The organism is Streptomyces sparsogenes (assembly GCF_001704635.1).
GTDB lineage: Bacteria > Actinomycetota > Actinomycetes > Streptomycetales > Streptomycetaceae > Streptomyces > Streptomyces sparsogenes.
Genome location: NZ_MAXF01000178.1, coordinates 49155 through 72811 on the forward strand (window position 1 = coordinate 49155; position 23657 = coordinate 72811).

Annotated in this window: 16 protein-coding genes; 6 read left to right on the forward strand and 10 right to left on the reverse strand. The window is 75.5% G+C overall.

Annotation, left to right across the window (positions count from 1 at the left end; all coding sequences use genetic code 11):
- Nucleotides 1-17 precede the first annotated feature (17 nt).
- Complete coding sequence (locus BBH68_RS33200; protein WP_065967472.1) at nucleotides 18-524, forward strand: mycothiol transferase; 507 nt, start codon at nucleotides 18-20, stop codon at nucleotides 522-524.
- Here BBH68_RS33200 and BBH68_RS44650 read toward each other — a convergent pair.
- Nucleotides 496-855, reverse strand: a complete 360-nt coding sequence (locus BBH68_RS44650) for a CDGSH iron-sulfur domain-containing protein (protein WP_079151370.1) — start codon at nucleotides 853-855, stop codon at nucleotides 496-498. The genes BBH68_RS33200 and BBH68_RS44650 overlap by 29 nt on opposite strands.
- Nucleotides 827-1495: a HemK2/MTQ2 family protein methyltransferase gene (locus BBH68_RS33210; RefSeq protein WP_065967473.1), complete on the reverse strand. Its 669-nt coding sequence runs from the start codon at nucleotides 1493-1495 to the stop codon at nucleotides 827-829. Before BBH68_RS33210 ends, BBH68_RS44650 begins: the two co-directional genes overlap by 29 nt.
- A 117-nt stretch (nucleotides 1496-1612) precedes the next feature.
- Between BBH68_RS33210 and BBH68_RS33215 the strand changes: the two genes are divergently transcribed.
- Nucleotides 1613-3268: an FAD-dependent oxidoreductase gene (locus BBH68_RS33215; protein WP_065967474.1), complete on the forward strand. Its 1656-nt coding sequence runs from the start codon at nucleotides 1613-1615 to the stop codon at nucleotides 3266-3268.
- A complete protein-coding gene (locus tag BBH68_RS33220; protein ID WP_065967475.1) occupies nucleotides 3265-4311 on the forward strand; it encodes an iron-containing redox enzyme family protein in 1047 nt (348 codons plus the stop codon). The genes BBH68_RS33215 and BBH68_RS33220 overlap by 4 nt, the downstream gene beginning before the upstream one ends.
- Here the strand turns inward: BBH68_RS33220 and BBH68_RS33225 are convergent.
- From BBH68_RS33225 to BBH68_RS33245, 5 genes are all read right to left on the reverse strand, one after another.
- Nucleotides 4227-4553, reverse strand: a complete 327-nt coding sequence (locus BBH68_RS33225; RefSeq protein WP_065967476.1) for a WhiB family transcriptional regulator — start codon at nucleotides 4551-4553, stop codon at nucleotides 4227-4229. The two genes, BBH68_RS33220 and BBH68_RS33225, sit on opposite strands and share 85 nt — an antisense overlap.
- Nucleotides 4554-4821: 268 nt before the next feature.
- On the reverse strand, nucleotides 4822-8436 hold the full coding sequence (locus tag BBH68_RS33230; protein WP_065967477.1) for a hydantoinase B/oxoprolinase family protein: 3615 nt from the start codon (nucleotides 8434-8436) through the stop codon (nucleotides 4822-4824).
- The gene (locus tag BBH68_RS33235; RefSeq protein WP_065967478.1) at nucleotides 8433-9641 is read right to left on the reverse strand and encodes a glycosyltransferase; all 1209 of its coding nucleotides are present in this window, start codon (nucleotides 9639-9641) and stop codon (nucleotides 8433-8435) included. Before BBH68_RS33235 ends, BBH68_RS33230 begins: the two co-directional genes overlap by 4 nt.
- 38 nt (nucleotides 9642-9679) lie before the next feature.
- Nucleotides 9680-10810 carry a glycosyltransferase family 4 protein gene (locus BBH68_RS33240; protein WP_065967479.1) on the reverse strand — a complete coding sequence of 377 codons (1131 nt, stop codon included), beginning with the start codon at nucleotides 10808-10810 and terminating at the stop codon, nucleotides 9680-9682.
- A 537-nt stretch (nucleotides 10811-11347) separates the two neighbouring features.
- The gene (locus BBH68_RS33245; RefSeq protein WP_065967480.1) at nucleotides 11348-12772 is read right to left on the reverse strand and encodes a hypothetical protein; all 1425 of its coding nucleotides are present in this window, start codon (nucleotides 12770-12772) and stop codon (nucleotides 11348-11350) included.
- 320 nt (nucleotides 12773-13092) lie between these two features.
- Between BBH68_RS33245 and BBH68_RS33250 the strand changes: the two genes are divergently transcribed.
- Nucleotides 13093-14616 carry a PP2C family protein-serine/threonine phosphatase gene (locus BBH68_RS33250; RefSeq protein WP_065967481.1) on the forward strand — a complete coding sequence of 508 codons (1524 nt, stop codon included), beginning with the start codon at nucleotides 13093-13095 and terminating at the stop codon, nucleotides 14614-14616.
- Nucleotides 14617-14681: 65 nt separating this feature from the next.
- Here the strand turns inward: BBH68_RS33250 and BBH68_RS33255 are convergent, their stop codons facing one another.
- The gene (locus BBH68_RS33255) at nucleotides 14682-16205 is read right to left on the reverse strand and encodes a DNA-binding protein NsdB (protein WP_065967482.1); all 1524 of its coding nucleotides are present in this window, start codon (nucleotides 16203-16205) and stop codon (nucleotides 14682-14684) included.
- Between the two features lie 243 nt (nucleotides 16206-16448).
- Here BBH68_RS33255 and BBH68_RS33260 point away from each other — a divergent pair, with 243 nt between their 5' ends.
- Nucleotides 16449-17546: an aminoglycoside phosphotransferase family protein gene (locus BBH68_RS33260; RefSeq protein ID WP_076971268.1), complete on the forward strand. Its 1098-nt coding sequence runs from the start codon at nucleotides 16449-16451 to the stop codon at nucleotides 17544-17546.
- A 254-nt stretch (nucleotides 17547-17800) separates the two neighbouring features.
- Nucleotides 17801-19810, forward strand: coding sequence for an N-acetylmuramoyl-L-alanine amidase (locus tag BBH68_RS33265; protein ID WP_065967484.1), 2010 nt, complete (start codon nucleotides 17801-17803; stop codon nucleotides 19808-19810).
- Between the two features lie 127 nt (nucleotides 19811-19937).
- Here BBH68_RS33265 and BBH68_RS33270 read toward each other — a convergent pair whose 3' ends face one another.
- Together BBH68_RS33270 and BBH68_RS40025 are read right to left on the reverse strand one after the other, a co-directional pair.
- Nucleotides 19938-20438, reverse strand: a complete 501-nt coding sequence (locus tag BBH68_RS33270; RefSeq protein ID WP_065967485.1) for a hypothetical protein — start codon at nucleotides 20436-20438, stop codon at nucleotides 19938-19940.
- Nucleotides 20439-20533: 95 nt separating this feature from the next.
- A complete protein-coding gene (locus BBH68_RS40025; RefSeq protein WP_079151373.1) occupies nucleotides 20534-23617 on the reverse strand; it encodes an ATP-binding protein in 3084 nt (1027 codons plus the stop codon).
- Nucleotides 23618-23657: the final 40 nt, after the last annotated feature.

The window sequence follows — 23657 nt, forward strand, 5'->3', positions numbered from 1 at the left end:
TCATTTACGATCGTGAGATGAACAGCGCTGACGTTCTGGCCGACGGTTTCGGCCGCGTGCGGGAGACGGTCCACGAGGCCGTGAAGGGACTGACGGCCGAACAGCTGGCGACGCGGCTCGACGACAAGGCGAACACCGTCGCCTGGCTGGTGTGGCATCTGACGCGGGTTCAGGACGACCATGTCTCCGAGGTGGCGAATACCGAGCAGGTCTGGACCGAGCAGGGCTGGTACGACCGGTTCGGGCTGCCCTTCTCGGCGTCGGCTACGGGCTACGGGCACCGGGCCAAGTACGTGGACGCCGTCCGGGTGCCCGCGAAGCTGCTGCTCGGGTACCACGACGCGGTCCACGAGCGCACCGCCGACTTCGTCCGGGGCCTGCGGGACTCCGATCTGGACGCCGTCGTGGACGAGACGTGGACCCCGCCGGTGACGCTGGGGGTCCGGCTGGTCAGCGTCATCTCCGACGATCTGCAGCACGCCGGTCAGGCGGCCTTCATCCGCGGGGTGCTGCGGCGCCGCTAGCTCCCGTGGCACCGGATCCCGTGGCGCCCGCGCCCGTACCGCCGCATCCCCTGCCACTGGATCCCGTGCCGCCGGATCCCGCGTCGCCCGATCCCTTCCGCACGCGGCGGCGGTGGCTGGTGTCGCACCACGGGTAGCGGCCGCTGCGCCGGCAGGTGCACACGGCCACCACGACCCGGTCGGAGCGCACCGTGGTGCCGTCCTCCAGGACGACCTCCACCGGCCCCTCGACCAGCAGCGGGCCCTCGGGATCGACGATCACGCGCCGCGCCGGGGCCCGGTCGGCCGGCGGCTCGTGGGCCTCAGACGGCGTGGTCGGCGCGGACGGCACGGATCACCACCAGCTCTTCCTTGTCCTCTCCCGGAGCGATCAGCCCCCGGGAGGCCAGCCATGCGCTGCGGCCGCGCAGCACCGGTCCGAACGGGATCATGCGGCGTGCGGTGACCTCCGCCCGCAGCCCCTGTGTCCGCAGCTGTTCCAGCGTAGTCCCGGCCCCGCTCAGCGCCGACTGCACGAGCAGCAGCACGCCTCCGGGCCGCAGCAGCGCCGGAACCCGGGCGCACAGGTCGTCCAGCACGGCCCGGCCGTCGGGCCCCGCGTCCCAGGAGCGGGCGCGGGCGTGCGGTGGCAGGCTGGAGGAGGACGGCGCGGGCACGTACGGCGGATTGGCCAGGACCACGTCGAAGCGGCCGGCGGTGGCCGGGTCCGGCAGGCCGCCCCGGCGCACCCGGACCGGCGCGCGCCGCAGCCGGGCGTTCAGCCAGGCGGTCGCCACGGCGCGCGGCGCGACGTCGACGGCGTGCACCTCGGCGGCCCGGCGGCGGGCCGCGAGCAGCGCCAGGGCGCCGGTGCCGGTGCCGACGTCCAGGACACGGCCGCCGGACACGCCGGGCTCCCGCCACACCGCCTCGGCCAGCAGCATGGTGTCGTCCTGTGGTGGATACACCCCGGGTGGCCTGATCAACCGCATGGTCCCCGGGTACCTCCGCCACGGCGGTCCAAACGGCGGCACCGGCGGGGCCGAAAGCGCGAAAAGGTGATCGAGGCGGGCGATGGGGGGCACTCGCGGACGGGAGAGGAGTTGCCGATGACGAGTCTTCCCACCGGGTTCGCGCCCTCGTCCTACTGGATGGAGTCGGCGCCAGGACCCGAGTACCCCACCCTGGAGCCCGGCCCCGGGCTCGCCGGACCGGACGTCGACGTCGCCGTGGTCGGCGGCGGGATCGCGGGCATCTGCACGGCGTGGGAGCTGGCCCGCGCCGGACGCCAGGTCGCGCTGGTGGAGGCCGGGCGGGTGGCCGCCGCGGTGAGCGGCCACACCACCGCCAAGCTCTCCGCCCTGCAGGGCCTCGCCTACCAGGACATCCGCTCCTCGCGCGGCGAGGAGGCGGCCCGGGTGTACGCCAGGTCCCAGGCCGACGCGCTGGACCGGGTCGTCGAGGTGGTCGCCGAGCTGGGCATCGAGTGCGATCTCGAGGACGTCCCGGCGTACACCTACGCCGAGTCCGAGGAGACCTTGCGGGCGGTGCGGAGCGAGGCGGAGGCGGCCGCGGAGGCCGGCCTGGACGCCTCGTTCGTCACCGAGACGGATCTGCCGTTCCCCGTGGCGGGCGCGGTCAAGGTGAGCGGGCAGGCGCAGTTCCACCCCCGGAAATATCTGCTGGCGCTCGTCCGGGACCTGGTCGCGCGCGGCGGCCGGGTCTTCGAGAACTCCCGGGTGGTGGGCCTCAAGGAGGGCGATCCGTGCCGGCTGAGCACGGACCGGGGGGCGTCGATCCGCGCCCGGGACGTCGTGGTCGCCACCCACTACCCGATCTTCGACCGCTCGCTGCTGTTCGCCCGGCTGGAGCCGCGGCGGGAGCTGGTCGTCGCGGCGGTGCTCCCGGCGGACCGCGATCCGCTGGGCATGTACATCACGCCCGAGGACGACACCCGCTCGGTCCGCACCGCGCCGTACGACCACGGGCGGCGGCTGCTGATCGTCACCGGGGAGAAGTTCACGCCCGGCGTGGGCCATGTCAGCGGCCGCTACGAGCGGCTGATCTCCTGGACCCGGCGGCGCTTCCCCGGGGCCGAGCCCGCCTTCCGCTGGGCGGCGCAGGACAACTGGACCACCGACCACGTGCCGTTCGTGGGGCGGCTGCACCCGGCCGCGCACCACGCGTATGTGGCGACCGGTTTCGCCGGGTGGGGCATGACCGGCGGAGTGCTCGCCGGACGCCTGCTGGCCGGGCGGATCACCGGGGAGCCGCCGGAGTGGGCCGACCTGTACGACCCGGTGCGGCTGAACCCGCTGCGCGAGACCCCGGCGCTGCTGGGGCTGCAGGCCCACGTCGCCCGCCACTTCATCGGCGACCGGCTCTCGGGCGCGGGCGCCGGCTCGGTGCGGGACATCCCGCCGGGCGGCGGGGCGGTGGTACGCGTCGGCGGCCGGCAGCGCGCCGTCCACCGCGACGAGGAGGGCACCCTGCACACGGTGTCCGCGCGCTGCACCCACCTGGGGTGCCTGGTGCGGTTCAACGACGCCGAGCGGGCCTGGGAGTGCCCGTGCCACGGGTCCCGGTTCGCCTCGGACGGAAGCGTGCTGCAGGGCCCCGCGGTGCGCCCGCTGGAGCGGTGCGACGACGTGCCCGACCCGGCCGCTCCCGAACCCGACACCCCCGGACCCGATGCCCCGGAGCCGGGCGCCCCCGAGCCGGACGCCTCCGGGCCCGACAGCGCCCCCGGAGGTGATCGGCGGTGACCGTCGGTGCCGACCGCACCTCCACCGGCGCACGTGCCGACGCGCCCCCGGCGGGGCCGCCGCTGCCCGAGGCCCGCGGCCCGGTCTCCGCCGCCGTACGCGACGCGCTGACCCAGGCCCCGCCCCCGGAGCACGCGGCGCTGCCGCTGGACCGGGCCCGCGCCGCCGACCCGCTGGGCGAGGACGCCCAGCTCGCGCTGTACGTCTGCTACGAGCTGCACTACCGGGGGTTCGCGGGGGTCGCGGAGAGCTGGGAGTGGCAGCCGGATCTGCTGCGGCTGCGCGGGGTGCTGGAGGACCGCTTCCTGGCCGCGCTGCGCGAGGCGGTGCCGGGCGGTACGGACGTGACCGGCGATCTGGACGCGCTGCTGGTCGAGCCGCTGGGCGCGCGGGGCGTCAGCCACCGCCTGAAGAGCCACGGCACCTGGGAGCGGATGCGGGAGTACCTGGTCCACCGCTCGCTCTACCAGCTCAAAGAGGCCGATCCGCAGGCGTGGTTGATCCCCCGGCTGACGGGACAGGCCAAGGCCTCACTGGTGGCGGTGGAGTTCGACGAGTTCGGGGCGGGACACGGCGACCGGGTGCACGCCCGGCTCTTCGCCGACCTCATGGCCGGCGCCGGTCTTGACCCGGCCTACGGCCGCTATGTGGACCACGCGCCCGCCCCGACGCTCGCCACCGTGAACCTGATGTCGCTGCTGGGCCTGCACCGCTCGCTGCGCGGCGCCATGGCCGGGCACTTCGCCGTCCTGGAGATCACCTCGTCGCCCGGTTCACAGCGGCTGGCCCGGGCTCTGGAGCGGCTGGGCGCCGAGCCCCGGTGCGTCCACTTCTTCACCGAGCACATCGAGGCCGACGCGGTGCACGAGCAGCTGATGCGCCGCTGCGTGATCGGCGACCTCCTCGACCGCGAACCGGAGCAGGCCGCGGCCGTCGCCTTCGGTGTCCAGGCCACCAACTACCTCGAGGCGCGCTGGTCGGACCACCTGCTCGCGGCGTGGGACGCCGACCGCTCCTCGCTGCGGCTGCCGCTCGACGCCTGACGCGCATGGCGCCGGGCGCGGCGGTTCAGCGCCCGGCGCTCCTCCTCGTTCGTGCCGCCCCACACGCCGTGGGTCACCCCCACGCCCAGCGCGTACTCCAGGCACTCGCCGCTCACCGGGCAGCGGGCGCAGACCTCCTTGGCCCGCGCCTGCTGCTCCTGGGCCGCCGGGCCGGCCACGCCCACGGGGAAGAACAGCTCCGGGTCCTCGTCCACGCACGCGGCGTGCCGCCACCACTCCATGGCCGCTCCTTAGCTATTGATCGCCGTACTGGGTCCCGCTCCCGGCCCGGCCGCGGCACTGGTGCGCGCCGGTCTCGCTCTCCGCGCCCCGGACGCGTGCTCACGCGTGCTTCGTGCGGTCGGGGCGGAAGGTCGGCGCCGCCGCGGGCGGGCTCTGCGGGCTTGACGTGTGGCGGGTTTCCCACCACCGCGACCGCAAACGGCCTCAGGGGTGACGAACATCGGGCGGCGGGCCAAACGGCGCTGACAGGGCGTCAGCGCGGGGCGCTCAGGCGGGCGGCGGCCCGTAGCCGCCGCCTCCCGGCGTGTGGACGACGAGCACGTCCCCCGCCCCGACCTCCGTCGCGTCGCAGCCGCCGAGCCGCTCCACGGTGCCGTCGGCGCGCTCGACCAGGTTCACCCCGCGGGCGCCCGGCTCGCCGCCCGCCATGCCGTACGGCGGCACCCTCCGGTGGCCGGTGAGCAGCGCCACGGTCATCGGCTCCAGGAAGCGGATGCGCCGGGTGGCGCCGTGGCCGCCCCGCCAGCGGCCGCGGCCGCCGCTGCCGTGCCGCACCTCGAAGGCGTCCACGCGCACCGGATAGCGCCACTCCAGCACCTCGGGGTCGGTCAGCCGGGAGTTGGTCATGTGGGTCTGCACGACGTCCGCGCCGTCGAAGCCCTCGCCGGCGCCCGAGCCGCCCGCGACGGTCTCGTAGTACTGCACGCGGTCGTTGCCGAAGGTCACGTTGTTCATCGTGCCGGAGCCCTCGGCCTGGACCCGCAGCGCCGCGTACAGCGCGCCGGTGACGGCCTGTGAGGTCTCCACGTTGCCCGCGACCGTGGCGGCCGGGAAGACGGGCGCGAGCATCGAGCCCTCGGGGATGCGGACCCGCAGGGGCTTGAGGCAGCCGCTGTTGAGCGGGATGTCCTCCGCCACGAGCGTCCGGAAGACGTAGAGCACCGCCGCCATCACCACCGAGCTGGGCGCGTTGGCGTTGCCCGGCTGCTGCGGTGAGGTGCCGGCGAAGTCCAGCACGGCCGCGCGCGCCTCCCGGTCCACCCGCACGGCGACCTGGATGACCGCGCCGCTGTCCGTCTCGTAGCGGTACGAGCCGTCCCCCAGCCGCCCGACGACGCGGCGCACGGATTCCTCGGCGTTGTCCTGCACATGGCCCATGTAGGCGTGCACGACGTCCAGGCCGAACTGCCCGATCATCCGGCGGAGTTCGTGGATGCCCTTCTCGTTGGCGGCGATCTGGGCCCGCAGGTCGGCGAGGTTGGCGTCGGGGGCGCGCGAGGGGTACGGGCCCGAGGTCAGCAGCTCGCGGGTCTCCTCCTCGCGCAGCCGGCCGTCCCGGACCAGCAGCCAGTTGTCGAAGAGCACCCCCTCCTCCTCGATCCGGCGGCTGAAGGCGGGCATCGAGCCGGGGGTGATGCCGCCGATCTCGGCGTGGTGGCCGCGCGAGGCCACGAGGAACAGCAGTTCGGCGCCCGGCTCGTCGAAGACCGGGGTGACGACGGTGACGTCCGGCAGGTGGGTGCCGCCGTGGTACGGGTCGTTGACGGCGTACACATCGCCGGGCCGCATCGCGTCCCCGTCGCGCCGCAGCACCTCCTTGATGGACTCCCCCATGGACCCCAGGTGCACCGGGATGTGCGGGGCGTTGGCGATCAGGTTCCCCTCGGCGTCGAAGAGGGCGCAGGAGAAGTCCAGCCGCTCCTTGATGTTCACGGAGTGGGCGGTGTTCTCCAGGCGCAGGCCCATCTGCTCGGCGATCGCCATGAAGAGGCTGTTGAACACCTCCAGCATCACCGGGTCGACCTCGGTGCCGACGGCCACCGTGCGCGGCCGTGGCCGCGCCCGGGTGATCAGCAGGTGGCCGCGCTCTTCGGCGGCGGCCCGCCAGCCGGGGTCGACGACGGTGGTGGCGTCCTCCTCGGCGATGATCGCCGGCCCGCCGACGGCGTCCCCCGGACGCAGGCCGGCGCGCTGGTACAGGGGGACGTCCCGCCAGGCGTCCTCGGCGAACATCCGCACGGTGTCCGCCGGGCGCGGCTCCCCCGCGCGCGGCGGCCCGCCGCCCGGGGGCCCGGCCACCGGGGCCGTGGGGCCCGCCGCGCCCACGGCCTCCACCGACACCGCCTCGGCGACGAGCGGCTTGTCCATGGTGAAGGCGTAGCGCGCGCGGTGCGCCCGGACGAACTCCTCGGCCATCGCCCCGGCGGTGTCCAGCGGGACGGGGAGGGCGGAGTCGGTGCCCGCGTACCGCAGATGGACCCGGGCCGAGGTGGTGACGGTCTCGTCGGGGATACCGTCCGCGCGCAGCTCGGCGCGCGTCCGCGTCTCCAGCTCCGCGCACATCTCCCGCACGCGCGGCAGCGTGGCGTCGCTCAGCTCGGTCTCGACGGCCTGCTCGCGCATGGCGGTGGCGTCGGCCACGCCGATGCCGTACGCGGAGAGCACCCCCGCCAGCGGTGGCACGATCACGGTGTTCACACCGAGGGCGTCGGCGACCGCGCACGCGTGCTGGCCGCCCGCCCCGCCGAAGCTGGTGAGCGCGTAGCGGGTGATGTCGTGGCCGCGCTGCACGGAGATCTTCTTGACGGCGTTGGCCATGCCCAGGACCGCGATGTCCAGGAAACCCGCCGCGACCTCCTCCGGTCCGCGCCGGTCGCCCGTGGCCGCCGCGATCTCACCGGCGAGCGCGGCGAAGCGGGCGCGCACCGTCTCCGCGTCCAGGGGCCGGTCGCCGCCGGGGCCGAAGACCGCCGGGAAGTGTCCAGGCTGGATCCGGCCCAGCATCACGTTCGCGTCGGTCACGGTCAGCGGGCCGCCGCGCCGGTAGCAGGCCGGGCCCGGGACGGCCCCGGCGGAGTCGGGCCCCACGCGGTAGCGCCGCCCGTCGAAGTGGAGCACCGAGCCGCCGCCGGCCGCGACGGTGTGGATGTTCATCATCGGCGCGCGCATCCGCACCCCCGCCACCTCGGTGCCGAAGGCCCGCTCGAACTCGCCCGCGTAGTGCGACACATCGGTCGAGGTGCCGCCCATGTCGAAGCCGATGACCCGGTGGTGGCCGGCCTCCCCGGAGGCGCGCGCCATGCCGACCACCCCGCCCGCGGGCCCGGACAGCACCGCGTCCTTGCCCCGGAAGTGCGAGGCCTCCCGCAACCCGCCGTTGGACTGCATGAACATCAGCCGGACGCCGCGCAGCTCGGCGGCCACGTCCTCGACGTAGCGGCGCAGGATCGGGGAGAGATACGCGTCCACGACGGTGGTGTCCCCGCGCGGCACCAGCTTCATCAGCGGGCTCACCTCGTGTGAGCAGCTGATCTGTGGGAAGCCCAGCTCGTGGGCCACCGCCTCGACCGCCTGCTCGTGCGCGGCGTGGCGGTAGCCGTGCAGCAGCACGACGGCCACGCTGCGGAAGCCGTCCCGGTGGGCCGCGCGCAGCGCGTCCGCGGTGGCCTCCAGGTCCGGCTCGCGTACGACACCGCCGTGCGCGTCGACCCGCTCGGGCACCTCCACGACCCGCTCGTACAGCGCCTCGGGCAGCACGATCCGCCGGTCGAACAGGCGCGGGCGGTTCTGGTAGGCGATGCGCAGCGCGTCCCGGAAACCCTCGGTGACGACCAGGACGGTCGGCTCGCCCGTGCGCTCCAGCAGGGCGTTGGTGGCCACGGTGGTGCCCATCTTGACGACCGCGATCCGGTCGGCCGGGATGGGCTCGTCGAGTCCCAGCCCGAGCGTCAGCCGGATGCCGGCGACGGCGGCGTCCCGGTACCGCTCGGGGTGGTGCGACAGCAGCTTGCGGGTCACGAGGCGCCCGTCCGGGCGCTTGCCCACGACGTCCGTGAAGGTCCCGCCGCGGTCGATCCAGAACTCCCAGCGTCCTGCCGTCACCCCGCCATTGTCACCCCTTCGGCGGGGGCGGCGTGGCCGGACACCGCGCCGCCGACCGGCGGCGCGTCGTGGGCGGCGAGGAACGCCGCCACCGCCGCGGGCCACCCGTAGCGTTCGGCGCGGGCGCGGGCCGTGGCGCGGCGGGCGGGCTCGGGGCGGGACAGGACGTGTTCGACGGCGTCCGCGAACGCCGCCCCGTGGTCGGCCGCCGTCGCGCCCGCGGGGCCGACGATGGCCGGGAGGGCGGACAGTTCACTGACGACGACGGGTGTGCCGCAGGCCAGCGCCTCCAGCGCGGCCAGTCCGAAGGTCTCGGCGGGCCCCGGGGCCAGCACCGCGTCCGCGCTCGCCTGGAGCGCCGCGAGCGCGCCGCGGTCGGCCACATGGCCCAGGAACGCGGCCGGGAGCCGCTCCGCGCGGGCGCGGGCCGTCAGGCGGGGGCGCAGCGGGCCGTCGCCCGCGACCACGAGGGCCGCGCGGACGCCCCGGCGGCCCAGCTCGGCGAGCGCGTCGAGCGCGCGGCCCGGCCGCTTCTCCGGCGACAGCCGCGAGCACATCACGAGGAGCACCGCGGCCCCGCCCCGGTGCCGGTCGCGCAGCGCCGGGTCGCGGTGGGCCGGGTGGAAGTGGTCCAGGTCCACGCCCAAGGGGGCGCGTACGACATTGCGCGCGCCGATCCGTACAAACTCGCGCGCCGCCCACTCGGTGGTGCAGACGACGCGCGAATACGCCCGCGCGCTGCGCAGGTTCAGCCGGTCGGCGGCCCGCCGGGCGGCGGCTTCGGGGACGCCCCAGGCGCGCAGCACGCCGTCGGCGCTCTCGTGGGAGACCATTACGGAGGGCACACGGGCGCGGCGCGCCCACTCCCCCGTCCACCGCAGGGTGGTCCGGTCGGACACCTCGAGCCGGTCGGGCGCGAGCCCGTCCAGCAGCCGGGTCAGCCGTCGGCGGTCGGTCAGCACGCGGTAGCCGCCGGTGCCGGGCACCCGCGGCCCCGGGACGGTGATCACCCGCCCCTGCGGGGTGAGCTGGTCCGAGGCGTGGGCGCCCGGCACGACCAGGACGGGCTCGTGCCCGGCCGCCCGGTAGCCCGAGCCGAGTTCGCGCAGCGCGGTGCGCAGCCCGCCGGAGGAGGGGGTGACGAAGTTGGCGAGTCTGACGATCCGCAGGGGCGCGCGCGGGCCGTCCGGGCCCTGGGCCGGCACGCCCGCGCCCGCTCCCGTGCCGGGCGGCGGCGCGGCGCTCACGCGGCCACCGCCGTGCGGGCCGCGAGGACCTCGGTGTAGTGGGTGATCAGCTGGTCCCCGACCGCCTCCCAGGTGCGGCCCCGGACCGCCTCCCGCCCCGCGGGGCCGAGTGCCGAACGCAGCCGCGGGTCGGCCGCCAGGAGGGACACGGCGCCGGCGACGGCGGCCGCGTCCCTGGGCGGCACCAGGAGCCCGGTGCGCCCGTGGTCCACCAGGTCGAGCGGGCCGCCGGCCGCGGGGGCGATCACGGGGACGCCGCTGGCCTGGGCCTCCTGCACCGTCTGGCAGAAGGTCTCCTGCGGGCCGGTGTGCGCGAAGACGTCGAGGGACGCGAAGACGCGCGCCAGCTCGTCGCCGGTGCGCCGGCCCAGGAAGCGGGCCCCGGGCAGCGCGGCGCGCAGCGCCGGCTCGCTGGGACCGTCCCCGACGACGACCACCCGGACGCCGGGGAGCGCGCAGACGGGGGCGAGGAGCTCGACGTTCTTCTCGGGCGCGAGCCGGCCGACGTAGCCCACGATCAGCTCGCCGCCGGGGGCCAGGGTCCGGCGCAGCGCGGTGTCGCGGCGCTCGGGGGTGAAGCGCTCGGCGTCCACACCGCGCGGCCACAGCCGCACCCGCGGCACCCCGTGGTCGTCGAGGTCGCGGGCGGCGGCGGTGGACGGCGCGAGGGTGCGGTCCGCGGCGGTGTGCACGGCGCGTATCCGCCGCCAGGCGGCGTTCTCGCCGGCGCCGAAGTACGTACGGGCGTAGCCGCCCAGGTCGGTCTGGTAAACGGCGACGGCGGGGATCCGCAGCCGCAGCGCGGCGGTCATGCCGCGGGCGCCGAGGACGAAGGGGCCGGCGAGGTGCACCACGTCGGGCCGGTGCGCGCTGAGCGCGGCGGCGAGCCGCCTGCTGGGGAGGGCGACGCGCACCTGGGGGTAGCCGGGCAGGGGCAGGGACGGGATGCGCAGGACGGGATAGGGGCGGGAGGCGTCGGGATCCGCCGGCCCCTCGCCCGGCCCGGCGGGCGCGATGACGAGCGGATGGTGGCCGCGCCGGTGCAGGTGCCGGGCGGTCTGCAGGGCGCAGTGGGCCACCCCGTTGACGTCGGGCGGGAAGGATTCGGTGACGATGGCGACACGCATACGGGTGTTCTCGGCGCGCGAGGGGTGGCCCCGGCGTCGCCCAGCTTTCGCCCCGTGGAACGTCCCATGAGCGTTCGCCCCCGGGCCCGCCGGCCCGGCCGGGCGCCGGGGGCTCCGGCCTCACGGCCGGGGAGCGACGGCGTGGCCCTCGGAGTCGGCAGCTCGGCTCGGCCTGAGCCGGCGGCGTACCCCACGACGGGGTCGGCGGCTCCGGCCTCACGACCGGCGACTCGAGCGGGGCGACGGGTGGCCCTCGATGCCGGGGGCTCGGTCGGGGTCTGCGGTTCGGGCCTCGGAACCGGCGGCGCGGGCGGGGTCTGCGGTTCGGGCCTCGGAACCGGCGACTCGGGCCGGGCGGGCGGCGCGCCTCTCACGGCTGGAGGTCGGCGGCGTGCACCTCAGGGGTCGGCGCCGTGGTCCTCGGTGCCGGGGCCGGGCGGCCGGGGCCGGGCGGCTGGAGGCGGGGCCGACGCGTACGGACGTACGCAAGCCGTTCGCTCTCTCGGGCCGGGCGGCCGAGGCGCAGGGCCTCCGGGGTCAGACCGATGTCGCGTCGGGGCCGAAGCGGCTGCGGACGGCTGTTTGGACCTCCGCCTCCTCCGCCGGGTCGGCGGCGAGTCTGCGGAGTTGCTCGACGACGCGGTCGTCGGCGGTGGCGGCGTGCCGGGCGGCCAGTTCGCGGGTGCTCTCCTCGCAGTCCCAGAGGCACTCGACGGCGAAGCCCGCGCCGAAGGACGGATCGGTGGCGGCCAGGGCGCGCGCGGCGCGGCCGCGGAGGTGGGAGGAGGCGGTCTCGCGGTAGATGTGGCGCAGCACGGGCGCGGCGCAGGCGATTCTCAGGCGTCCGGCGCCGTCGACGAGGGTCCACAGGGCCTGGGCGTCGGGGCCTTCGCCCCGCACCGTGGCGCGCAGGGCGGAGAGCACGAGGGGCGCGTCGTAGTGGCCGCCCCGGCAGGCGAGCATGGCGGCGGCCGCGGCGCCGAGGGCGTCGGGGCGGGTGGCCCAGAGCCGGGCCCGGTCGAGGGCGGCGACGCTGCGCATGCGCTCGAAGGCGGCGAGGGCGCCCTGGGAGACCAGTTCGGAGGCGGAGGGGTCGGTGGCGGCCGCTTCGATCAGGTCGAGCACCTCCGGGTCGCCGGTCTCCGCGAGGTGCCGCAGCGCCGCGGCCCGGGCCGCGTCGGGGGCGGCGGCCGCGGCGGCGAGCAGTTCGGGCCGGTCCTCGGGGCCGGCGACGGCGGCCAGGCAGCGGGCGGCGGCCTCGGGGCGGCGGGCACCGGGCCGCAGGTCGTCCTCCTGCTGGGCCCACACCAGCACGTCGTGGACGCTCCAGCCGGGGCGCGGGCCCGAGGGCCGCAGCTGGCGCTGCCAGCGGTCGAAGGATCCGTGTTCCTGGGCGGCGCGCACGCGGGACCCGTGGCGCGGGTCGTCCGCCCACAGTCGCCAGGGCCGGGGTTCATAGGCGCCGCGCACGGCGGCGGCGAGTTCGGCGTCGCCTTCGGGGGTCCGGGGGAAGCGGCCGAGGACGGCGGGGGCGAGGGCGCGCAGCCCGGTGTCGTCGTCGCGCAGGGCCAGCTCGTCGAGCGCCCACTGCCAGTTGCCGCCGGTGGCCGCGTAGCGGCGGAGCAGGCGGAGGGCGTCCTCGCGGCCGTACGAGGCGAGGTGGCCGAGGACGGCGAGGGCGAGGCCGGTGCGCTCCTCGGCGGTGTCGATGAGGTCGTCGGGGTGGAAGAGGTGCTGTTCGATCTCGTCGAGCCCGGCGTCGAGGTCGAGGCAGAGCCGGGCGTAGTACAGGGAGCGGTTTTCCACCTGCCAGTCGCGCCGGGGGTCGCGCAGCACACAGTGGTGCAGTGCCGCGAGCGCCTCGGCCCGCGGCGCGGCGAGGGCGTGCAGGGTCCCGTCGCCACGGCCTCGCTGCAGGAGGCCGAGCAGGGTGCCGCTGGGCGCTATGTCTGGATCGAACATGAGGTCAGCATCCGGTGCGGGGGGTTCGGTGGCAACGGGATTTCCGTCGATCGGCATTCTTGCCGGTGTCCGGGCGCGATATGCGCGATGAACGCTGATCGACGCCGAGGACCACGGGATCCCGAGCGCCGCAGCCTACCCGGAGGAGTCGATTCCGCCGAGTCGTGCCCGACATGCCCCGGAAAGCCACTGGCATATGCCAAAAGCACCACCGGATCGGGTATTGCCAAACCGCTTACGCGACGTCGCACGCTGTGCAAGAGTCGTTACCGGTCCCTTCCGCACGACCCGGCCGCGCCGTGCCCCTATCGGAGAACGTCATGCCGTCCCCCCGCTCCGCGGACCATTCCGCAGCCCAGCCTCCCCACCCCCCGAGGGACACGGTCGACGCGCTCATCTCCCAGACCCGGCGGCTGCGGGGCGGCGTGGCCGCGGTCCGCCGCGACACCACCGGTGACATCGACCGTACGGACGACCTCCAGCAGCGCTGGCAGCGCGCGCTGTGCGACCTGGCGGTCCACCAGCTGGACGATCTGGGCCGGCATCTGGACCAGCTCCGCGAGGGACTGCCCGCCGACCCACCCCCGCCGCCGGACTCCGCCCACGCCCCCTCCGCCCCCTCCGCCGCACCCTCCGCCGCCGCCTCCGCGCCGGACGCCGGGCCCCGGGAGCGCGGCTCGCTGCTGAGCCGGGTGGGCAGCGCCGAATGGAATCTCCTCACCGACGCCGTCACCTGGTCGGACGAGCTGTTCCAGATCTTCGGCCGGGCCCCCGAGGACGGCGGGCTGACCCTGGACGAGCTTCCCTCCTGGGTCTTCTCCGAGGACCAGCCGACCCTGACCGCGCTGGTCACCGACTGTCTGGTCGACGGCAAGCCGATCGACGGAGAATTCCGCGTCGTGCGCCCCGACGGCGTCGTCCGCACGGTCCACATGTCGGGCGAGCCCGTGCTCGACGAGGACGGCGGCACCGCGTCCATGTGGGCCGTGCTGCGCGATGTGAGCGAGCTGCGGCGCAGCGAGCGGGCGGTGCGCGAGGCCCGTGACTCAGTGCGGCGCCGACGGGACATCGCGCGGACCGAGCGCCGGGTCGCGGTCGAGCTGCAGGAGGCCGTGCTGCCGGTGTGGCGCGGCTCCCCGCCGCCCTCCCGGGGGACCACGGCCACGCTGGACCTCGCCGCCCACTACTTCCCCTCCTCCAGCAGCGCGCAGATCGGCGGCGACTGGTACGACGCGCTCCATCTGCCCGACGGCCGGACCCTGCTCAGCGTCGGCGACCTCACCGGTCACGGCGTGGCCGCGACCTCGGGCGTGGCCACGCTGCTGGGCGCGGTGCGCGGCATGGCGGTGGCCGGGCTGGAGCCGGGCGCCCTGATGGGCTGCCTCAACCAACTGCTGGACACCTCGGCCCGGCCCGCCCTGGGAAGCGCCGTGTGCGGCCGGTACGACCCCGCCACCCGCGCCTTCCTGTGGGCCCAGGCGGCTCACCCCGCCCCGCTGCTCTTCCGCGGCGGGACGGGGCGCGCCCTCCAGCCCCCGGACGGCGTACTGCTCGGCGCCACGCCGGGCGCGCGGTACGCCCAGGCCGGTGAGCGGCTGGAGCCGGGCGATCTGCTGGTGCTGCACACCGGAGGGCTCCGGCCGTTCAGCACGCACCCCGACACCAACACCGACACTGCTACCGACACGGGCGGCGACACGGGAGCCGAGCGGCTGCTCGGGCTCGCCCCACGGTTCGCCACCGCTCGCAGCGCACAGGAGTGCGTACGGGCCGTGGTGGAGGCGTTCGACGACGAGCGGCGCGAGGACGACGCGTGTGTGCTGATCGCCAGGGTCGCCCCGTAGCGCCCGGCTGTACGCACCCGTAGCGCCTTGGCCGTACGCCTGTAGACAGCGCCTGTACGCAACGCCTATACGGCGGCGGTTTTCCCGTCCCCGCCCGGTGCTCTGCCGCCCGGGATCCTCGCACCCGGGCCACCCTTGGGCCCCAGCCCTTTCGGTGCCTTCTGCTCGATCTCCTCGCGAAGTCTCCGGATGTCGGGGCGCGAGGAGTAACGGCCGGTGAGCCGGTACATCTCGCGCAGCCGGTCCCAGGTGCGGTGGGAGGAGTTGTGCTCGATGGTCAGCAGGGCCAGGCGCGCGTACTTGTCCGCCTGCTCCGGGTCGTCGCCGATGAAGCACGCCGAGGCGATCGAGATGTGGTCGAAGATCTGCGACCGGTCGCGGCCCTCCTCCCGCATCCGCAGCCCCTCCTTGGCGTGGCGCTGCGCGATCGCGGCGGCGCCGGGCTCGTGTTCCGCGAGGGTGCGGTAGACCAGCCCCTCCATGCCGTGCAGATCGGCCTCGTTGAACAGCTGCATCCAACTCGGCGGCGGAACGTCGCCCTTGTCGGAGACGAACAGCTCCTCGGCCTGGCCCAGGGTGCGGCGCACCGCCTGCCCATGGCCCATGGACGCCTGCGCCCATGCCTCGATGGTGCAGAACATGGCGCGGGTGCGGGGCAGCGCCTCCTGGCCCGCGCCGGACTTGGCGAGTTTCATCAGATCGAGTGCGTCGTCCGGCCGGCCCAGGTGGACCATCTGCCGGGCGGCGCGGGAGAGCGCCTCCCCCGCCCGGGGGCGGTCGCCCCCCTCACGGGCCGCGTGCGCGGCGATGAGGAAGTACTTCTGGGCGGTGGGCTCCAGGCCCACGTCGTGTGACATCCAGCCGGCGAGCACGGCCAGGTTGGCCGCGACGCCCCACAACCGGCGCTGCAGCGCCGGGGGGTGGCGGTAGGCGAGCATCCCGCCCACCTCGTTGAGCTGGCCCACCACGGCCTTGCGCTGCAGTCCCCCGCCGCGGGCGGCGTCCCAGGCGCGGAAGATGTCGACCGAGTGTTCCAGCGCGTCGATCTCCTGGGAGCCCACCGGGGCCGCCTCGTAGCGGTCGAAGCCGGCGAAGTCCGCGGACAGGGGCTCGTCGGTACGGGGGGCGTCGGAGGCCAGCGTCGGGTCGCTGAGCAGCCAGTCGTGCATGGCACCGGTGATGGCTGATCCTGCGGCGAGCGCGGCGCCCGCACCCACCAAGCCGCGTCGGTTGAACATAAGGTCCATTCCCGTGAATTCGGTGAGGACCGCAGCCGTGGACTCGGGCGCCCAGAGCAGCCCGTCGCCGGACTGCCCCTTCCCCGCGCGCCCCTGCCGTGCGAAACCGAGGTCCTCGATGGTCACGACTCGACCGAGGCGCTCGGTGAACAGGGCGGCCAAAACCTTGGGCACGGGATCGCGCGGCGTCTCGCCGGTGTCGATCCAACGCCGCACCCGCGAGGTGTCGGTCGCCAGCTGCGGATGGCCCATGGCCGCCGCCTTCCGGTTCACGAGCCTCGCGAGCTCCCCCTTGGACCAGCCGGCGAGGCCGAACAGATCCGCGAGACGGGTGTTGGGTTCCCTCGTCACGTCAAGCCCCCAGGTTCTCGGCTGACTTGACAGTAACGGGCCAGTCACGGCCCGTGCGACTATTCGCCAGGGTTCGCCAGGGTCCGCCAGATGGTGTGCCACCCGCGGGTGGGTGTGGTGTAGGACCGCGCCACCCGGCCCGGCGGCGATCAGCGAGAACGGGCCGCATTCCCCAGGGTGCGGCCTCGCCCCGGGGCCGGGAGGCGCGCGACTCGTCGGCACACGAAGGGATCTGTATTGTCCATGTACGCGGCATCGTCCTCCGTGTCCGCCCCGCCCCGGCCGTACCGTCGGCAGCCGCCAGGCGCCGGGCCGTTCCTGGATCCCGCCGCCGGCGGGCGGGCGAGGCGGGCCCCGAGCCCCGGCCCGCTGAGCGGGAGACTCGACATGTCCGGCCCGCAAGGAGCACAGCTGCGCACGGCGATCGCGTCGGTCCACCGCATCTGTCCGGAGTTCAACCCCGTCCAGGTGCTCCGGCGCAGCGGGCGGTCCGTACTCCTGGTCGGCACCACCGGCCGCACCACAGCGGTCGCCAAGTGCCTGCTGGACCACTCCCCGGCCTGGGCCGAGCGGTTCCGGCGGGAAATAGCGATGTACCGCACGTTCGTGCGCCACCGTCCGCCGGTCCGGGTGCCCCGGCTGATCGCGGCCGACCCCGACAACTGCGCCCTGGTCATCGAGCGGATGCCCGGGCGGGTGGCGGCGTCCCAGCGCCATCCCGCCGAGCCGCCGCCGCGGGCCGATGTGCGGGCCGCGCTGGGCGCCATCTGCCGGATCAATCTGTGGCGGCCGCCCGCGGATCTGTTCGACGCGCCGATCGACTACGCGGTCAGGCTGGCCCGCTACCACGAGCTCGGGCTGCTCACCGACCGCGACATGGGCGATCTGCGGAAGCTGCTGCGGGGGCTGGCGCACAGCTCCGGCCGGCAGAGCCAGGGGCAGTTCTGCCACGGCGACGCCTTACTGAACAACATCCTGCTCTCCCCGGCCGGGGCGGCGCTCATCGACTGGGACCACGCGGGCTGGTATCTGCCCGGGTACGACCTGGCCACCCTGTGGACGGCGCTCGGCGACGCCCCGGGGCCGCGGCGCCAGATCAGCCAGCTGGCGCAGGCGGCGGGGCCCGACGCGCGGGACGCCTTCCTGGTGAATCTGATGCTCGTGCTGACTCGGGAGATCCGCCAGTGCGAGACGGCCGTGCAGCGCACCATGCACGACCCCGCCCCGCCGACGCCGGGCGCGATCGGGGCCGGTGAGGAGCAGCGTCTGCTGCTGCGCCGGCTGCACGACGACTGTTCCCTCGCGCGGCGTGCCGTACGGGCCGCGGTCGGCACCCGCTGAACCGCGGCGCCCGTCGCACCACGGGGCGCGCCACCGGTCTGGACCAGTGACGCGCCGCAGGCCCGTACGCCTGTGCCGGGAAACCCCGTGCACCCGTCCCGGGAATCCCCTGGCATAGGCGTTGACGTGCGAACACCCGGGCGGCCGCAGATCATTGACGGATCGCCTGGCACCGGATACCTCTAGGTGGGCTCGGCCCGCACGCATGACCAGCGCACACCCAGCGCACGTCGGCCCGCCTTGAGGAGGCTGCAATGCGAGGATCCGCACAGGACAGCGCGCACGACCCGAACAGACCTGCGCCCGGCCCCACGCGGCGGACGGCCCTGCGGACCGCCGGTGCGGCCGCCTCGGCGGCCTTTCTGCTCCCTCTGGCGTCGCAGGCCCCGGCCGCCCTGGCCGACGAGGCGCGGCCGGGCGGCGACGCCCTGCAGCGGGCCTTCGCCGCCGCGGCGCGGGAGTACGGCGTCCCGTTGAGCGTGCTGCTGGGCGTGTCGTATCTGCAGTCGCGCTGGGACGGTCACGGCGGCGCGCCGAGCGTCACCGGCGGCTACGGCCCCATGCACCTCACCGATGTGACCACCGCCCTGGCCCGCACGCCGCACCACAGCCACGGCACGGAGGACGCGCGCGGCGATGCGGCGCGCCCGCTCGAGGTGCCCGGCACCGAGGTGCCCCAGGCGCGGCAACTGCCCGCGCGGCTGCGGACGCTGGAGCGTGCCGCCGACCTGACCGGGCTGCCCGCCGAGGCACTGCGCGGCGACGAGGCGGCGAATGTGCGCGGTGGCGCCGCGCTGCTGGCCGCCGAGCAGAAGAGGCTGGGGCTGCCGCTGAGCGAGGACCCGGCCGACTGGTACGCGGCGGTGGCCGCGTACGCCGGCTCGGACAACGCCACGGCGGCCGCTGTCTTCGCCGACGACGTGTTCGAGGTGATCCGCGACGGCGCGAGCCGCACCACGGCCTCGGGTGAGACGGTCTCGCTCCCGGCCGCGCCCGAGGTGTCCCCCGACACCCGGCAGTTGCGGGCGCTGGGGCTGCCCTCCGTCGAGCGGGATCCGAACATCGAGGCCCCCAAGGGCGTCTCGATCGAGTGGTTCCCGGCGCCCTACGAGCAGTTCGGCGACAACGACTACGGCAACCACGACCTGGGCAACCGCCCCGAGTCCCAGTCGATCGACTACATCGTCATCCATGACACCGAGGGCACCTGGGACGTCTGCCTCAAGCTGATCAAGGACCCGACGTATGTGTCCTGGCAGTACACCCTGCGCTCGGCCGACGGGCACATCGCCCAGCATCTCGCGCTGAAGGACGTGGGGTGGCACGCGGGCAACTGGTATGTCAACGCCAAGTCGATCGGCGTGGAGCACGAGGCGTTCCTCACCTCCCCCGACGCCTGGTACACGGAGGCGATGTACCGCAGCTCGGCCCGGCTGGTGCGCCATCTCGCCCGGAAGTACGACATCCCGCTGGACCGCCAGCACATCCTGGGCCATGACAACGTGCCCGGCACCACCACCCCGAACATCAAGGGCATGCACACCGACCCCGGCCCCTACTGGGACTGGGCGCACTACTTCACCCTCCTGGGCGCGCCCTTCCACGCCACCGCGGGCCCGGGCGGCGGGCTGGTCACCGTCCGCCCCGACTACGAGACCCACCAGCCGGTGTACACCGGCTGTGAGAGCGCCGGTGTGGCTTGTACTCCGCACGGCTCGGGCGCGGTGCGGCTGCACACCGCGCCGAGCGCGGACGCCCCGCTGGTCAAGGACATCGGGCTGCGCCCCGACGGGTCGGACTCCACGACCGGGGTCAACGACACCGGTGCCCGCGCCTCGACCGGGCAGCGGTTCGCGGTGGCGGAGCGCCGGGGCGACTGGACGGCCATCTGGTACCTCGGGCAGAAGGCGTGGTTCGAGAACCCCAGGCGCCGGCCGACCGCGGTCAACACCAAGGGCCTGGTCGTCACCCCGAAGGAGGGCACGGCGGAGGTGCCGGTGTACGGGCGCGCCTACCCGGAGAAGGAGGCGTACCCGGCGGGGGTGCCGGTGCAGGCCGTCTCGCCGCTGCCGTACAAGCTGCTCGCGGGGCAGCGGTACGCGCTGGGGCTGAAGACCCAGGGCGAGTATCTGTGGGCGACCACCTTCGACCCGGCGGGTCACAAGGTGGTGCGTGGCCAGGACACGTACTACCAGATCCAGTTCGGGCACCGGGTGGCGTTCGTGCGGGCCGCCGATGTGCGGATCGAACGGTCCGACAAGTAGCCCGCGGGCGGGTTCGCCGACGGCCTGGGGCCGCGGGCGTGGCCGACCGGCTCCATGCCGGCCGGCCGCCTCGCGGCCCTTCCGCGTGCCGGGCCTCGGCCCCGCCGGTCTCAGCCCCCTGCCGGTCTCAGCCCTGCCGGAACATCTCCGCGGGCAGCGGCTTGAGCAGCCGGTAGAGGTCATCGGTGATGGGGCGGTCCCAGCTGGCGATGGTGACCAGGATGCCGTCGCTCCGGTCGAACTGGGCGCAGGAGATCCGGCCCTCTGAGAGCTTGATGCGGCGCACGATGAGGAGGTTGTCCTCGTGCATGACCGGGCTGTCCTCGATGTCCACCACATGGACCGGCTCGTCGTTGCCGAGGGCCGCGAGCAGCTGCGTCACCTCGAACGGCGGCTGTCCCTCGGCCAGCTCGCGGGCCGGGGACCCCTCGGGCAGATTCCCGATGATCATCGCGGGGCCGCGCCCGCCGAACAGGTCGTAGCGCAGGAAGACGCCCTGGCAGCTGCCGTCGGGCGCGGGCAGCAGCCCGGCCCCGAGATCGCCGGGCCAGTCCCCCGGGTCCATGGCCAGGACGTCGAAGTCCGGACCGGCGGGCGTGGCGGGGGTGCGGCGGCGGAGGAACGACATGCGGACATGGTACGTGTACCGGCGCCGGAATCCGCCCGGGGGAGCGACGGGGCGGCGCCCGGCGCGTGCGGGGCGCACACCGGCTGCGGCCGGGGTCAGCGTCCGGTCACCGGGCGCGGTACGCGGGTGCCGACGGCGGGGCCGGCCGGGCCGCCCATCGCCTTGGCCAGCCCGGCGCGGTCGGTGCCCACCTTGCGGTAGACCCCGGACAGCACCCGGGTCACCTCGCGCTCCGCCAGGCCCAGCTCCTCGCCGATCCGGTCGTCGGGCCGGCCGAGCGCGGCCAGCTCGGCGACGGCCTGTTCCCGGGAGGTCAGCGGGGAGCCGTGGTCGGTCCGCAGTTGCAGCGGGCGCAGCCCGGTGGCGGACAGCTCGTCGCGGGCCCGTGTCGCGAGCGCGTCGGCCCCGCACTGCACCGCGCCTTCCAGCCCGCGGTAGAGCCGCTCCCCCGCCTCCAGCGGGAGCCCGATCCGGCGCAGGGCGGCGCCGTGGTCGACCAGGGCGAGGGCCAGGTCGTAGCCGGACGGCGAGCGTTCGAGGTGGTCGACGGCCTCGGCGAGCAGTCTGATCCGCTCCGACCCCTGGGCCACCAGTCCGGCGGTGTGCAGTGCCCGGCCGATCATGGAGTGGGCGCCGAACTGGTGGGCGCGGCGCACCGCGTCCTGGGCCACCTCGGCGGCCTGGCGGGGCTCGGTGAGCGCGAGGGCCTGGGCCAGGTGGAGCTGCCAGGGGCACCAGGCGGGGTTGCGCATGCCGCGGCGGTCCATCCGGTGGCCGGTCTCGGCGAGCCGCTGCCGGGCCTCGCGGTGCATGTTGCGGGCCAGCAGCAGCTCGCCGCGCACGGTCTGCGCGTCCGGGCACAGCAGGGCCTGGGGGAGGTTTCCGCCGCAGGAGTGCTCGGCGGCGAACCGCTGGGCCTCCTCGAGGCGGCCGCGGCGCAGCAGGGTCTCGACGAGGGTGCCGACCGCGGTCCAGTGGGCGGGGGTCTGCGGCCCGACCAGGTCGGCGATCCGCAGCCCCTCGCGGGCGAGTTCCTCGGCTTCGGAGAGCGCCCCGCGGCGGTAGCGGACGTAGCCGAGGAGGGTGAGGCCGAAGGCGAGGTGCGCGCCGTGCCAGCCCTTCCGCTCGCACTCCGCGACGCCGTCCGCGAACAGCTCCTCGGCGCGGCCCGGCTGGTCGCAGTGGAGGAAGGTCAGGGCGACCAGGATGGGCACCTCGAAGCCCCACTCGTCGTCGGTCCAGCTCAGGCCGTCGCCCAGGGCCTCCTCGGCATGGCGCAGGGCGGTGGCGGCCGGTTCGCCGCGGGTCATCGCGTCGAAGGCGCGCAGGCCCAGCAGGTAGCGCTCGGCCATGCCGCGGCCGGAGAGGCGGCCCGCCAGCCGGGCCAGCCGCCGGGAGCGGGCGGGCGCGTCCTGGCCGTCGGCGCGGAACATGTTCCACATGATCTGTTCGGTCTGCATCCGCAGCCGGGTGCGGGCGCTGCGGGCCCGCCCGGCCTCGGCGGCCACGACCTGCGCGGCCTCCTCCATGCGGCCGCTGTGACCGTAGGCCTGTGCGAGCCGGTAGGTGACCGCCTCGCGCAGCTCGGGGTCGAGCGCGGGCTCCTCCAGGGCGGCCCGCAGGTGGTTGACGGTGACCGCGGGCTCGCTGAGCTGGGCCGCGCAGCCGAGTTCGTAGAGCACCGCGGGCCGTTCCTGGAGGGAGGGCGGTTCGCGCAGGGCCCGGGCGAGGCAGCGGCGCGCGGCGTCGGGTGCGCCGGCCCGCAGGTATTCGCGGGCGGCGGCGCGCAGATGGCGCACCACCCAGGGGTCGGCCTCCGGGTGCAGCTCGAGCAGGTGCCGGCCGGCGGCCCCGGAGCCGCGGCCCGCCGCGAGGACCGCGGAGGCGGCGCTGCCGTGCATGGCCACGCGCAGGGCGCCGGGGATCGCGCGGTAGACGGCGGTGGCGATGGTCGGGTGGAGGAATTCGAGGCTTCCGGACCCGGTGCCCGGCCGGCCACCGCCGTCCGGCGCCTCCGGAAGAGCTTCGGCCCCTGTCCCGGGCCGGCCGCGCGGCGGTAACCGCATGGCGGTGACGGTCCCGGCTCCTGGTTCCCGGGGCGGGCCGGCCGGCGGGGGCCGCTCCTGGGACGCGGGGCGCGGCGGGGCGAAGAAGCGGGCGTCGGCCAGCCGGAGGGCCAGGTCGGCGGTGTCCGTGGTGGACAGGCCCGCGACATCGGCGGCCAGGGCCGGGGTGGCCTCGCTGCCGAGGATCGCGACGGCCCAGGCGAGCCGGACGGCGGCGGTGCCGAGGCGGGTCAGCCGGTCGCCCAGTCCGCTGTCCAGGGCGCTGGAGACCAGCTCGCGCAGGTGGACGAGGTTCACCGACCGCGGTTTCAGATCACGCTCGCGGACCTTGGCGGTCAGCTCGACGACCTCGAAGGGGTTGCCGCCGGTGACCGCCCAGCACTCGCGGCAGAACGCGTCGTCCGCCTCCTCGCCGAGCGCCTCGCGCACGATCCGGCCGACCGCGCCCGGGGTGAGCGGGGCCAGCAGGCGGGGCCGGGAGCCCTGGCGCTCGGTGAGCCCGCGCAGCGCGGCGGCGTCGGCCGGCAGCTCCTCGGGCCGGTAGGCGACGACCAGCAGCAGGGGCAGGTCGGTGGCGCGCGGGGCGAACCGGGTGAGCCAGTCGAGGGATTCGGTGTCGGCCCAGTGGGCGTCGTCCAGGACCATGACGACGGGGGCGTGCTGGACGGCGAAGCGGGTCACCAGCCAGTCCAGGCCGTCGCGGACGCCGTGCGGGTCGGGCGAGCCGCCGCCGTCCGGGACCACCAGGCCCACGGCGGGCGCGACGATGTCGTACCAGCCGGCGAGGATCTCGCGGTGGGTCTCCTCGCCGGTCGCCGCGAGCACGGGCTGGAAGAGCTGGCGCACCACGTGGAAGGCGACGCCCTGCTCCCGCTCGCCGCCGCGGGCCGAGAGCACCGTGCAGCCCCGGGCCGCGGCCCGCCGCCGGGCCTCGGCGAGCAGCGCGGTCTTGCCGGCGCCGCCCAGCCCCGCGAAGGCCATGACCCCGCCGGTGCGCGGCCCGGCCGCGTCGTCGGACGGGTCGCCGCACAGCTCGGTCAACGCGGCGTCCACCGCGCCGAGTTCGGACTCCCGTTCCAGCAGCGTCCGGCGTCCCGGGCTCTGTCGTCTCATCTTCTCCGCCACGCTCGTACCCCTTCGGCAGGTACAGCCG